General features: G+C 59.8%; 7 protein-coding genes. All 7 read right to left on the reverse strand.

What is annotated here, in order from left to right; translation table 11 throughout:
- Positions 1–2 precede the first annotated feature (2 nt).
- Entirely contained in the window at positions 3–1181 is a 1179-nt protein-coding gene (locus GGD62_RS23460; RefSeq protein WP_246800252.1) for a hypothetical protein, read from the reverse strand.
- Between the two features lie 18 nt (positions 1182–1199).
- Positions 1200–2627 (reverse strand): HlyD family type I secretion periplasmic adaptor subunit, encoded by a 1428-nt coding sequence (locus GGD62_RS23465; protein WP_246800254.1) that lies wholly within the window; start codon positions 2625–2627, stop codon positions 1200–1202.
- A complete protein-coding gene (locus GGD62_RS23470; RefSeq protein ID WP_409333961.1) occupies positions 2624–4819 on the reverse strand; it encodes a peptidase domain-containing ABC transporter in 2196 nt (731 codons plus the stop codon). Before GGD62_RS23470 ends, GGD62_RS23465 begins: the two co-directional genes overlap by 4 nt.
- Before the next feature lies 1 nt (position 4820).
- Entirely contained in the window at positions 4821–5141 is a 321-nt protein-coding gene (locus tag GGD62_RS23475; RefSeq protein ID WP_183710426.1) for a hypothetical protein, read from the reverse strand.
- Between the two features lie 11 nt (positions 5142–5152).
- Complete coding sequence (locus tag GGD62_RS23480; protein ID WP_312014281.1) at positions 5153–11551, reverse strand: DUF4082 domain-containing protein; 6399 nt, start codon at positions 11549–11551, stop codon at positions 5153–5155.
- A 612-nt stretch (positions 11552–12163) separates the two neighbouring features.
- Positions 12164–13051: a glucose-1-phosphate thymidylyltransferase RfbA gene (gene rfbA / locus GGD62_RS23485; RefSeq protein ID WP_183235976.1), complete on the reverse strand. Its 888-nt coding sequence runs from the start codon at positions 13049–13051 to the stop codon at positions 12164–12166.
- The gene (gene rfbD / locus GGD62_RS23490; RefSeq protein ID WP_183235977.1) at positions 12960–13949 is read right to left on the reverse strand and encodes a dTDP-4-dehydrorhamnose reductase; all 990 of its coding nucleotides are present in this window, start codon (positions 13947–13949) and stop codon (positions 12960–12962) included. Before rfbD ends, rfbA begins: the two co-directional genes overlap by 92 nt.
- Positions 13950–13952: the final 3 nt, after the last annotated feature.

Here is a 13952-nt window from a genome sequence, read left to right on the forward strand (position 1 = left end):
TGTCAGGCGCCGCCGAAGGCACAGTTGTTGGTCAGCCCCGGCAAGTCGGTGCGCCGGCCGAATGACCACAGAATCCAGCCGAGCTCGTAGCTACGGCACTCAAGCCGAACTTCCACGTCAGTGCCGTCGATCAGTCGCTGCCCGTTTCCGAGCCAGGCGTTCTTGACTGCGCGCAATGCGCGCGGCGCCTTCGTTGTCAATTCGCCTTTGCGAACCTGCGAGCGGAGGGTCAGGCTCAGTTCAGGCACGAGCATGGCCCGGCCCAGCTGGTTCTGGCCAAGTACCCAGTTGAATCCCTTGACCAGGGCGTCCCGCGATCCCTTCTGCCCAAAGCGCTCCGCGCATTCCAGCAGCGCCGGGGCCATTCCATACTGATGAACCGAATAGACCTCATAGAAATCAAGGACGCGGCCGCTCATCGTGTCGAGAAACCAGGGCCATTCACCTTGTGGGCCTTGAAGCGCTATCAGATTGCGCACGCAAGTATCGGCCATGACAAGCGCGGACGCGTCTCCGGCAAATTCGCCATATTGATAGCAGGCGATCGAGAGATAAGTTTGCGTCGCAAATGACGAGAAGCGGCGGCGAAACCCGAACGGTGCATCGAAGAACAATCCCGATTCGCTGTGGAAGCGTTCCTTCAGGAAACGAAAAAGCGGCCCGGCGTAGCGCCACCACTCGTTCTCGCCTGCCCTCGCCTGAGCCACGACTCCCGTGAGCAGCATGCCAATATCCTGCGCACGAAAGCTCTTCCACCTGGACTCGTCGGCGAGAATGGCCGTCAGCTCGCGTTTGACCGGCTCGGGCGTTTCGAGGCCGAGCTCGGCGGCGCTCCACAGCGCCATACCGAAGGCGTACTTGCGCACCGGAAGCCTCGTGAGTAGCGAAGCGTTGCGGCTGAATATTTCGGGCAGATCAAGACCACTCGGAATTCCAGCGACGCGCGACATCCCGAGTAAGACATTGAGCGTATAGAATACGTCGCTGTTCGGTACCGACTCGTTTGGCGAAGGACGTCCATCGAGATGGAAAATGTGCGACCACCGGCGATGTTCAGGTAACCAACAACGTTCCAGCCCATTGAGCGCATAGTTCACCAGCGGTGAATTGTGCGAGAGCTTACTCGAAGCCGTGGGCACCAGGAGCTTCACCCCAAAATTTGGACTAATGATCATGGTCATTTACCATCCCTAGCCGGGTCAATATTCCCGGATGCTCTCATCCAATCCGCGCAGCAATGGATAGAGGAAATAGGAAATCACGGTGCGCTTGCCGACTTTCAGTTCGGCCGTCACCGCCATCCCCGGAATCAGTTGAATACGCTCAGGAGGAAGCCGAAGGTGCGTGTCCGACAAATCGACCAGTACGCGGTAATAGGGAGCTGGCGCACGGCGCGCACCTTCGGCCTTCGTATCCGGCGAGAACGTGTCCTGACTGATGACGCGGACTTCTCCCGTCGCAGTTCCATACTTCTGAAAAGGAAACGCTTCGAACTTGATCCGAACCGCTTGTCCAAGCGCCACCTGACCGATATCCCGCCCCTCGACGTTGACCTCCGCCTGAAGAGGCACGTCACGCGGAACCAGGACAAACAGCGTTTCCGCTTCGCGAACCACCGAGCCGACTGTCCGGTTCGCGATATCCAGCACCACGGCATCTGCCGGCGCCTGCAAGACGATCAACTGTCGACGAAGCTCGGCCTTCTTCAATTCCTCTGCTGCGCCGTTACGCTTCGGCACCGTCTCCACCAATTCCTGATAAGTGGTACGACGAAACTCCTCGGCGAAGACCTTCTGGTCGGCGCGGGCCTTGTCCAGCCGATGCGTCGTGTCGGCGATACTGCCACGAACACGCGCCAAATTGCTCTCGACCTCGAGCCGTGCCTCGCGAGACAATAGGAAGTTCAGCCTCGAACCGACTTCCTTGTCCATCAGTGTGGTGCGCATGGCTTCAATTGAACGCATCGTGTCAAGACGCTGAAGGAGAACCGCCTCTTCGTTCTGTGCTGTCTTGAGATTGGCTTGAGCGGAAGCGATCTGCGCGTCGTAATTCTGGATCTGCGCTTCGTAAGCGGCCCTCCTCTGCAAGAACAACTTGCCCTGCAGGACCTGGTCCGCGTTCGCGAGCTCCTTGACGGCGTACTCGGCTCCATTCAATTCGGCGCCCAGCCGATCGATCGAGGCATCGAAACCGGCCACTCTGCCGCGCAATTGATCGAAATCCGCTTGCGAGAACGTCGGATCGAGGGTCGCCAGAACGTCGCCGCGGTTGACGCGGTCACCGGCCTTGACATGGATCTCGCGTATGACCGACGTTTCCAGCGGCTGCACAACCAGGTTGGGACGTGTCGTCGTCAATTTTCCCTGCGCCGTGACGATCATCTCCACTTGCGAAACGGATGCCCAAGTGATCGCGAAGACGATCAGCGCAAGTATGCCGTAGAGGGTGAGACGCGCGAGCCGCGGCGGCGCTTGCTGCTCGACCTCGGTGGCATCGGACTGGAATTCGGCGATGACTGGCGCTCGCCTCGGCGATGACCTGAATAGCTTTCGCCGTCGCTCGACCGGTCTGGCCGGAACCAGGCCGATCGGCTTCGCATCTGCGCGTGATGGCCTCGTCTCCTTCATGCAATCTGCTTCATCTGTTGGTTCCACAAGTGTCTGTAGATGGTGCATTTCGACAGGAGATAGTCGTGGCGATCCACGTCGACGATTCGGCCGCGGTCCATCACCAGGATCTGACTTGCCTCGGTCAGCATCGACAGCCGATGCGAGACGATGATGACGGTACGCCCTGCCGCCAAACGGCGGAGATTGCGCCGGATGATCATTTCGCTTTCGGAGTCGAGGGCACTCGTCGCTTCATCGAAAATCAAGATTCGTGGATTGACAATCAGAGCCCTCGCGATCGCGAGTCGCTGCTTCTGCCCGCCGGACAGGTTCGAGGCGTCTTCCTCGAGCATGGTGTCGAAGCCACGGGGCAACCTCTCGATGAATTCATCGGCGCCAGCGAGCTGCGCTGCGGCGACGACCTCGGCAAAGGTCGCGTCACGTTTCACGCAGGCGATATTGTCGCGAACCGTCCCGCGAAACAGGAAATTATCCTGCAAGACGATTCCGAGGTTTCGGCGCAGGTGGGCCAGGTCGAGCTCTCTCGAATCATATCCGTCGATACGTAGCAGCCCCTGCTGCACCGGATACATGCCCGAAATCAGCCTTGTGAGCGTCGTCTTGCCGGAGCCGCTTCGGCCCACGATCCCGAAGATCGAGCCTGGCTCGATGGTGAAGGAGACATCGTCAAGCGCCGGCGCTCCCTCGGCTCCGTAGCGGAAAGAGACACTGTCGAACTCGATTTTGCCGGCGAGGTCGGGCCGCAGCCCATCTTTCCGACCGTCACGTTCAGGCTTCTGATTCATGACCTCGCCGAGCATTTTCACGGCAAGCGCCACTTCCTGGTATTCGTGCACCATGGTCACGAGCTGGACCAGTGGTCCGGAGACCCTGCCGGCCAACATGTTGAAAGCGACCAGCGCGCCGATTGTCATTTCTCCGGCGAAGACATCGAGTGCTCCGACAGAGATGATTCCAAGCGTCATGATCTTCTCGAGAAATCCGGTGAGCGCCTGGGCGCCTGCGGAAATCTTCTCGACACCGAATCGCATGGTCACGGACTGCGCACATCGGCTATCCCAAACCCTGCTCTGCGCTGGCTCCATGCCCAGCGTCTTCACCGTGCGCATACCATGGACTGTTTCGACGAGGAGAGCCTGCCGCGCACCTTCCGCCTGGTAGAGATCGTAAAGACGTCGCCGGAAAGGGCCCATGAGCAGGCCGACAACAGCGCCGCTCGCGGCGGTGAAGGCCAGGACCATCAAGGTCAATTTGACACTGTAGAGCGCAAGGACCGGCAGGAAGACGAACAACGAGAGCGCGTCGAGGGTCGTCAAGAATAGTCGCCCGGTCAGAAACTCGCGGATCCGCGCCGCTTGTTGCATGTGCTTGACCAGTACCCCCGCGGCCATGTGTTCGAAGAAGGTGACTGGCAGCCCGAGGAGATGACCGAACGTCTTCGTCGCAACGCGAATGTCGACCCTGTTGGTCGCATACAGCAGCAAGTAGCGCCGCAGAAAGCCGAATATGGCGTCGAAGACGAGCGCTACGCCTGCTCCTGCCGCGAGTACATAAAGAGTGGTGAAGCTCTCGTGAACCAGAACCTTGTCGATGACGAGCTGGAAAAAGATCGGGACGACGAGGCCCAACGCGTAGAGCAGGATGGCGGCAATGGCGACGTCCCTGAACAGTCGCCATTGAAGAAGCAATTCCGGTACGAACCACCGGAGGCCGAAACTCCTCCGACCATCTTGTGTCAACGGCTCGCGCTTGATCAGGATCGTGTCGCCAGCCCACTGGGCACAGAAGCGGTCGCGATCAACAACCAAGACCTCGTGCTTGCGGTCGGCTAGGGGGTCGAAGATGCTGACGACCTCGGCGCCGTCAGCTCGCCGTCCCGCGCCAAGGACAACGATCCAGTTGCCATTGGCGAGCCTCGCCAGCGCCGGATAGGCTTCTCCGAGACGAGTCAGCGCACCCCAATCCAGGTCCGTGCTTCTCGCGCGCAAGCCCGCATCCTTCGCCATGCGCAACAGAAGATTCAACGAGATCGGGGCGGCTACCGCGTAGGCACGCTTTAAGCGCTCGACTGGCAGATCTATGCCATGGTGACCGGAGACCTTGGACAGGCATTCCAATGCCGTCTGCATTGACAATCCGGGCGCGGGCGTATCCGCAACCTGGTCTTTCGCGCCGCCAGCGACGTCCATTTCAGCGGAAATTCGAAGAGACATTCAGAGACCGTGTGTTGGGCTCCAGCGCATCATGTATTCCCGACCCACCGTTGTGCGACTGAACTGACGGATTCTTCCGGACCACGCCCGCGTCAACTAGGCCCTGAAGCGCCTTCTGCATCACATCGACCGAATTGGCGAAGGATTCGACCGAAAAAATCAATCGCTGCGAAAACACTCGCTTGGGGGCATTGTTTGCGTCGCGCTCCGTCGGTGAAAGACTGACCAGATCGACACGGACGATGGTGCCGCTGACGGTAATTTCTTCGATTCCATCGGTATAAAGTTCGGCGTGCATCTTTACGTCTCCTATGCTGCCAGCTGCGGCCTGAAAACTACGTCAACGCCATAGCTCGTTGAGTTGTAGGTGTTGGTCGGGAATAGGCTGTCCGTCCCGTACGCAAACACACCGTTGCCGCCGATCGATGACGACGATGGGGCCGTCAGCGGTCCGTTGGTAATCGCGTTTGCGAGCAGGCCCGGATCGGCCGCGTAATTCCCGGAGGTGTGATAGGACGCGACGTAGGTCGTTCCCGGCATGATCGTCACGGGCGTGGCAAAATTGACCTGTTGCCAGCCGTCGGCCGTTTCGCTGGTAAAGGTCGCCGTTGCCAGCAAAGTCCCGGTGCTGCTCCAGAGATCCGCGACGTGGCTGCCCGTGTTGGATGGACCCTTGTAAAAGCGAATGCCGACAATATCGCCCGGGGTGGACGTCTGAAACTTGACGCCAAGTTCCACCGACTTTGGATCATTGGCCGCCACAATGCTGGGCTCATCACTTGCGCTGAACAGGCGCACAGTCGTCGAAGACGCAGCGTTCACATCGAGAGAGACGAGTGCGCTGGCGGTACCACTATGGCCGTCGGAGATGCTGTAGTTGAAGGACGCCGGTCCCGTGTAGCCGGCCGTAGGAGTGAAGATCACGCTGTTGCTTTGGGCGTTGAAGCTGGCGACCCCGTTCGTACCGCCGCTCGCACCCGTGATCGTGAGCGTATTGCCGTCCGGATCGGTGTCGTTGGCAAGCAGTACCGAGGCCGGAATCGCAAAGGGGACGTTCTGCGTGGCGTCCAAGCCGCTGTCGTTCGCAGCGACGGGCGACTGGTTGGCGCCGCCGCTCGAGCTGTTGAACACCACATCGACCCAGTAGTTGCTTGCGCTATAGCTGCTGGTCGGCATCAGATTGCTTGTTCCGTAAGTGTAGAGGCCATTGACGCTCGCAGGAGCCGTGAGCGGACCGTTGGTGCGGGCGGTGGTGAAGTAGCTGGTGGTGGAGGCATAGTGGCCGTTGCTGTGATAGCTTGCGACATAGGTGGCGCCGGCCGTGATGGTTACGGGACTGCTGAACGTGACGGTCTGCCAGCCGCTGCTGCCCTCGTTCGTGAAAGTCGCGGTCGCCAGCAGCGCGCCGGTGCTGCTCCACAACGATCCCGTATGAGTGCCGAGGTCATTTGCACTCTTGAAGTACTTGATGCCGGTAATCGTGCCTGCCACGGAGGATGAGAATTGCACGCCGAGATTGACCTGAGATGTGTCCCCATTGGATCGCAGTGCGGGGGTGTCCGAACTCGAGAACAGGCTCACCGTTGACGGAACTGCCGACACTGCGATATTGAATGTCTCACTGCTCGTGAGATTGCCCAGATCGGCAGCAGAGACCGTAACGCTGAGCGTGCCAACGTTCGCAGACGTCGGCGTGCCGCTAAAGGTACGGGTCTGAGCATTGAACGTGAGCCAGGCGGGAAGGGCCGAAGTTACGGCGTAGGTGAGCGTGTCGCCGGCATCGACATCGGTGAAAGTGCCGACGGGCAGCGTCAGAGAGAACACGGAGCCCACGGTCGCAGCCTGGCTTCCGGTCTGGATCGCCAGCACCGGCGCGTCGTTGGCGCCGTGAATGGTGACAGTAAGGGTGGTCGACGATGCGACGCCGGCGGCGTCCCGCATCGTATAGTTGAAGACATCGCTCAGCGTATTGCTCGACTGCCGCAGGGCCTGCACGGCCGCATCGTTCTCGCTCACCGTATAGGTGAAGGCACCTGAGGCACTGAGCAAGAGCGTGCCGTGTGCGCCCGCGAGAGGGGTATTGAATATCCCGTTGGTCGAGCCGAAGCTGAATGCAGTGACGGTCTTGGTGTCGCCGGAATCGGGATCGATATCGTTGGTCAGCACGTTGCCGATGGCGGGCGAACCGCCAGTGCTGTTGTTCGCGCCGCCCTTCTCGGTCGCATCCGCGCCGTCAGCAACCGCGGTTGGCGGCGTATTATTGGCGGCGGTGGAGCCGTTGAAGACAACATCGACCCAATAGTTGGAAGATTTGAAGCTGTTCGTCGGGAACGCGCTTCCGGCTCCGTAAATATAGACTCCGTTGCTGCCGGCCGGTGCCGTCAACTGGCCGTTGGTAAGCGACGTCGCGAAATAGTTCTGGGTACCGGAATAGTTGCCGTTGGTGTGGTAGGACGCGACGTAGGTGGTGCCTGCCGTGATCGCCACAGGGGAGGAGAAGTTGACCTGTTGCCAGCCGCTGGCGGTCTCGCCCGCAAACGTGGCGGTTGCAAGCAGCGTTCCGGTCGAGCTCCAGAGATCCGCAATATGGGAACCGGTATTGAGCGATCCCTTGTAGAAGCGCAGGCCCGTGATCGTCCCGTTCACCGATGCGGTAAACTTGACGCCGACTTCGACCGGGCTGCTATCACCGGAATTGGGAACGCTCGGCGCATCGCTCGTGCCGAACAGGCTCTGCGCGGAGGCCGGATAATTGACCTTGAGCGACACCTGGCCGGACCCGCTTTGGCCGCTCGTGTCCGTGATCGTGTAGCTGAAACTCGCCGTCCCGGCATAGCCGGCGGTGGGCGTGAAGGTCACGGTCTGGTTCTGGGAATTGTAGCTTACGCTTCCATTGGCCGCGTTGCTGACGCTGGTGAGCGAGAAAGCCAATCCGGACGCGTTGGTATCGTTCGCGAGCAGCGTCGATGCCGCAATATTCAGCACGCCATTTTGGCTAACCGTGAAGCCGCTGTCGGCATTCGCTTGCGGCGCGCTGGTTGCGGCGGAGCCGTTGAAGACGACATCGACCCAATAGTTCGAGGATTTGAAGGTATTTGTCGGGAACGTGCTTCCGGATCCGTAGGCATAGACCCCGTTGCTGCCGGCCGGAGCCGTCAACTGGCCGTTGGCAAGCGATGTCGTGAAATAGTTCTGGGTACCGGAATAATTGCCGTTGGTGTGATAGGACGCGACGTAGGTGGTGCCTGCCGTGATCGCGACGGGGGTGGAGAAGTTGACCTGCTGCCAGCCGCTGGCGGTCTCGCCCGTGAACGTGGCGGTTGCAAGCAGGGTTCCGGTCGAGCTCCAGAGATCAGCAATATGGGGACCCGTATTCGACGATCCCTTGTAGAAGCGCAGGCCGGTGATCGTCCCGTTCACGGATGCGGTAAACTTGACGCCGACTTCGATGGGACTGGTATCGCCGCCATTGGGGACGCTCGGCGCATCATTGGTGCCAAACAGGCTCTGCGCCGAGGCCGGATAATTAACCTTGAGCGACACCTGGCCGGTGCCGGTTTGGCCGCTCGTGTCCGTGATCGTGTAGGTGAAACTCCCCGCCCCGGCATAACCAGCGGTGGGCGTGAAGGTCACGGTCTGGTTCTGCGAATTGTAGCTTACGCTTCCGTTGGCCGCGTTACCGACGCTGGAAATCGAGAAAGTCAGCCCGGACGGGTTGGTGTCGTTCGCGAGCAGCGTTGATGCCGCAATGTTCAGCACACCATTCTGGCTGACCGTGAAACCACCGTCGTCACGAGCTTGCGGCGACGTCTGGCCTGAATCGCTGAAGACGACGTCCACCCAGTAATTCGCGGCGTCGATCGAGGACGCGTTGCTGGGGAAAGTCGGGTTACTGCCGTAGGCATAGACGCCGTTGAGGCTGCTACCGGGCGCGGTGAGCGCACCTTTCGTAATGCCGTCATAGTCGATGAAATAGAAGTCCGTCGAGGAATAGTGGCCGGTGTTGGTGTGATAGGAGGCGACATACGTGACGCCCGCTTGAACATTGACAGGCGTCGCGAAATCAACCTGCTGCCAGCCGCTCGCTGTTTCGTTGCTAAAGGTGGCGCTCGCGAGTAGCGTGCCGTTGGTGGTCCAGAGATCGCCGATGTGGGTGCCGGTATTATCAGGCGCCTTGTAGAAGCGAATGCCGGTGATCTTGCCCGACGCGGTAGGGACGAATTTGAGGCCGACTTCAACTGCGCCGGAATCGCCGTTTGAAATCACCGCAGGCGTGTCGGTCGGACTGAAGAGCGACAGGCTGGAAGACGGCGTGACCGTGTAGGTCGTGCCCGTACCAGGTGTTTGCAGGTTCAGGCTGTCGTCGATCGCCCTGGTCTTGAGACTATATGTCCCCTGGGCGCCTGTGATGAACGTATATGACCACGTCACGTTCGCCGCGCCGACGTTGCTGTTGGTTGGATGCCAGGTTGTTCCACCATCCGTGGAGATTTCGACGCCGGCGATCTTTCCCGCCGCGTCAGCAGCCGTACCCGTCACCGTGATCGATTGCCCTTCGACAACGCTGGTAGCCGAGAGATTGCTGATCGCAGAGGTCGGCGCCGTAGTGTCTGTGGACCGGATCGCGGCGACCAGGTTCGCCTGCAGCGTCGCCGGCTGAACCCCCATGTCGGCGAAGAGGTTGACCATCGCCTGCTGGACATTTGGGTCCACTGGAGTCGCAGGTCCGTCGTGGTCACTGGCAAGCGCCCACGGCCAGTTGATTGAACCGGCTGAGAATATCAGTGCGCCACTAACGGGATCTCGATGCAGCACGAGATTGTGGGTCGCCGTGCCTGCTCCGAACGTGTTGCCGTAATCAAGCAGATACTTTCCGTCCACATTGACTGTCGAAGACGAGACACTGACCAACCCCGCCGGACGGAATCCGTTGTCCGGCGCGACGTCCCATTCAACGCCCAATAGGCCGGGTACGAGCGAGGCGGTCTGTCCGGGTGAGGTTTGCGCGACGGCCGTATTGCGCCAGAAGCGCAACTGGGTCATCGAGTACGGTATCGTGATCGTATCGTACCGGAATGCGTTGACCGCAAACAATGTACCGGTCAATTCATTCGAGGGAAGAGGGGCACCAAACCGCGGGTCAGAGTAGTTGCCGGTCGCCTGTCCTGATGGATCAATCAGCGCATTTGCGTGCGTATCCTTGTAGCTGATGAGCGTGCGGTTGGCTGTTCCACTGCCATCGATGCTGGGTGCCAATCTTGTTTTCCAGAAAATTTCGTTGGCTGTGAGAAACGCAAGGTTCACACCAGCGTGCGCTGCGGCCTCTACGTTGGCGCGCTGCGCTTCGGTCCAGTACTCGTCATGCCCCGCGTCCATGAAGACTTTGTGATTGAGCAACAACGAGCCGTTTGTCGCAGCATCGATTCCGGAAATGTAAGAAACATCGTAACCGTTCTGCTCGAGCCAATAGATGGCCGCAATCTCAGCCGTGAACGGAGAGTCTCCCCCCTCGGAGAAGGTTCCAGTGCCGTCACGCGTCACCAGCGGGCGATTGTAACTGACCGCGTAGGCCGATCCGTTGACGCCCGGTCCGTTTCCGAAATAAAGGTTGGCCCCTCCCCAACCGTTGTAGGCTTGCCAGTCCTCATCACTCGTCTGCAGAACGATATCGCTGTGCGACGCGTCGTTCCGTATGATGAACGGGATCTGGAAAATCTCGGTGCCGTTGATGACGTTGGCGATGTAGACGCCCGAGGCCGCATCGGTTGGCACGCTCCAGGAATCGGTTACGCTCCAGTTGCCGGCATCGACGAGACCGGTCGACGGATCACGTAGTGCAGCGGGTTGGACGACCGCGGCTCCGGCCTGATGCTGCAGGCTCGTAACCAGCCGGGCACCATCGCCGCCGTAATAGCCTAGCCGGTAAACATCGACGTGATAGTTCGGGTTGCCCGTCAGATTGTTGATCTTGAATTGGACCGTCCCGCCGACATTGGTGCTGATTGCTGTCGCAAATCCCTGGGTCAGGGTCGAATTGTCGCCCGGCTGGATCTCCCAGACACTTCTCGGCGTGCCTGGCTTCTGGTTTTCCAGTACGGTGGGATTCGTGGGTGGATCGGAGACAATAGTGCCTCCCTGCCCATCGCTCTTGAAATTCCAATTCAGGTCCATCCCCGAAAACAGCAAAGTGGCACTTGCGGCACCGTTGCTGAAATCGACCACGCTGATATTCGAACTGTTGTCGTAGTGGACGGTTGCCGACATCGAGGATGTGAAGGGTAGATCCTTCAGGTCGATGAGGTTCCCCGGCGAAAGCGGCGCGCCCGGGGACGAACCTGCGATCAACCCGTGGAATCTGGCCGACTGATCGAGGACCAGCGTGCCAGCTTCCGTGTCGAACGACACGGTTATGCCGGAGAACGATCCATTCAAGAACTGCCCCGAAACCGAAGCTCCGATCTCCAGGATCGCCTTGTCTGCAATTTCGAAAGATCCCGTGCCTTTGACGTCGCCCTTAAAGTCCCCTGTAGCAATGCGATTACCAAGGAACGCCCCAACTTCGACAGTCCCGTTGTTCAGTACATCGCCTTCGACGACAAAGGGCGACCCGGCACCGATCGAAAGCGTCGCGCCTGCATCAACGACCAGGCTCCCAATATCAACACGGGCAGTGCTGGTGACGACATACGCTCCCGCCGCATCGAGCACCGCGGAGTCAATGATCCCTGGGACGCCGGCGCTCCAGTTCGTAGCGACATTCCAGACCCCGTCGCTCGAATTGGTCCAGTGGGTGGAGCTCGGGGTCGAAACCGATGATGATGTCGGCGGCGTCCGCTCGTTTGCTACAGTTGAGATCGTCGGGACCAAGCCCTGATGGCGGCTCGTCAAAGACGTCGAAGACAGCAGAGCAGACAATCGCGACTGGAAAGATGGGAAGAGACGGGGCAAGGCGCCGCGCGAGTCTGGCAGATCGCCCGAGCGGGGCCCAGACGACGCGCGGGCGAAACCGGCGTCCCCAGCTGGAAGCGGCAGACGCGAATCCTCGCTCGCCGAGGGATCAGCAAACGGTTGGCTCCAGAGGACGGATGGATCGGGGCCATCGAACGCATTCCAGAACGCCGATTCTGGCCAAAAGGCGGGGGAAAGTTCCCCTGGGAAAACGGCCCGGGCTCCCCGACCAAAGACGTTCGCCTTTTGCACAAGCATGGCTAAACCGATTAATTAAACGAGCCTTATCGATTTAATTCTATTTTAAACCGTCCGTCAATTCAATGGTGCACATCATTCAGGTGATTTATAATTATCGGCTTGGTACCGCTATTATTGCGAAGCGTGATGCGGCAGCCGAGTGATTTCGTTCAGATATTTGCCATAACCGCTCTTCTCCAGCGGCTGCGCGAGCGCGCGCACCTGATCACGATTGATGAAGCCGAGTCTGAAGGCGACCTCCTCAAGGCAAGCAATCTTCATTCCCTGCCGCTTTTCTAGGGTTTGCACGAACATCCCTGCGTCGACGAGAGACTCGAACGTGCCGGTATCCAGCCAGGCAAACCCCCGTCCCATGCGCTCGACGTGCAGCGCGCTGGCCGAGAGGTAGCGCATCTGAAGATCGGTAATCTCGAGCTCTCCGCGGGGCGATGGCTCGACGCGACGAGCGTAGCGTACAACCCGGTTGTCGAAAAAATAGAGCCCCGTAATTGCCCAGTTCGAAGGCGGTCGGTTGGGTTTCTCCTCGATCGATACAGGGCGGTCCGCCTCATCAAACGCGACCACGCCATATCGTTCTGGGTCTCGCACGTGATAAGCGAAAACCGTGGCGCCTTCCTCACGTCCCGCCGCCTTGGCAAGCAGTTCACTCAGGCCATCCCCGAAGAAGATATTGTCCCCAAGAACCATCGCTACACGATCGTTTCCGATGAAATCGGCACCAACGATGAAGGCGTCCGCGAGACCGGCGGGACGGGCTTGTTCGGCGTAGCTGAGCCGAATGCCCCATTGGCTCCCGTCGCCCAGCAACCGCTCGAACTGACACCGATCGGACGGCGTGGTAATAATCAGAATTTCGCGGATCCCTGCCAACATCAACGTCGACAGGGGATAATAGATCATGGGCTTGTCATAGATCGGGAGCAACTGCTTGCTGACGACGCGCGTGATCGGATAGAGGCGCGTTCCGCTGCCGCCAGCCAGCACGATTCCCTTCAGCATTGGTTTCTCCTTCTCCCGCTAACTGATCGAGACAGGCTTTGAGCGAATGGCGCCAGGGCGCCAGTCGAATCCCGAACACGCGTTCGGCCTTGGATGAGTCGAGGCGCGAGTTTCGAGGCCGACGCGCAGCGGTCGGAAACTCTTCCGTCGTGATCGCCTCGAGCGCCGGAATCCGCTCTCCGCGACGGGAGCGCGCGTCGAAGATCGCCTGCGCAAAGTCGTACCAGTTCGTCTCGCCTCCGCCAGCAAGGTGAAAGATGCCGGCCGTCGCCCTGCGATCGTCCGTTACTGACCGTTCTGCGATCCGAAGCACGGCCTCCGCGAGGTCGAATGCACAGGTCGGATTTCCATGTTGGTCCCGAACAACCCTCACAATGGGCTGGCTCTCACATAGCCGCAGCATCGTTCGAACGAAGTTGCTGCCATAGGGAGAGTAAATCCACGAGCTCCTGATCACGGTCGCGAGCGGGTGCGCGGCCAAAACAGCAGCTTCGCCGGCGAGCTTCGAGGCACCGTAGACATTCAACGGCGCAGGAATGTCACTTTCGTCGTAGGCATCCGGTTTCGCACCGTCGAACACATAGTCGGTCGAGAGATGGATGAGTGGAATGTTCATCTGCCACGCGACATCTGCCAGCGCCGCCGCGCCATCGCGGTTGATGCTGAAGGCTTTCGCTGCTTCGGATTCGGCCTGATCTACCGCGGTGTAGGCTGCCGTATTGATGATCGCAGCCGGCGCGACCGACGCGATGAGCTTGTCGATCCCCTCGCGGTCCTCCAGATCGAGCTCTCGACGCCCGAGGGCCACCACAGGCAGACCGCGCATTGCACCGAGATCAAGAAGACACCTTGCCAGCTGACCATTCCGTCCGGCAATGAGGATGGGGCGATCTGTCATCTT

The organism is Bradyrhizobium sp. ERR14 (assembly GCF_014198235.1).
In the GTDB taxonomy this organism is placed as follows: domain Bacteria; phylum Pseudomonadota; class Alphaproteobacteria; order Rhizobiales; family Xanthobacteraceae; genus Bradyrhizobium.

Coding starts and splice junctions, on each gene's coding strand:
- GGD62_RS23460 (WP_246800252.1), bottom strand. CDS start 1,181: ATGACCATGATCATTAGTCCAAATTTTGGGGTGAAGCTCCTGGTGCCC.
- GGD62_RS23465 (WP_246800254.1), bottom strand. CDS start 2,627: ATGAAGGAGACGAGGCCATCACGCGCAGATGCGAAGCCGATCGGCCTG.
- GGD62_RS23470 (WP_409333961.1), bottom strand. CDS start 4,819: ATGGACGTCGCTGGCGGCGCGAAAGACCAGGTTGCGGATACGCCCGCG.
- rfbD (WP_183235977.1), bottom strand. CDS start 13,949: ATGACAGATCGCCCCATCCTCATTGCCGGACGGAATGGTCAGCTGGCA.
- rfbA (WP_183235976.1), bottom strand. CDS start 13,051: ATGCTGAAGGGAATCGTGCTGGCTGGCGGCAGCGGAACGCGCCTCTAT.
- GGD62_RS23475 (WP_183710426.1), bottom strand. CDS start 5,141: ATGCACGCCGAACTTTATACCGATGGAATCGAAGAAATTACCGTCAGC.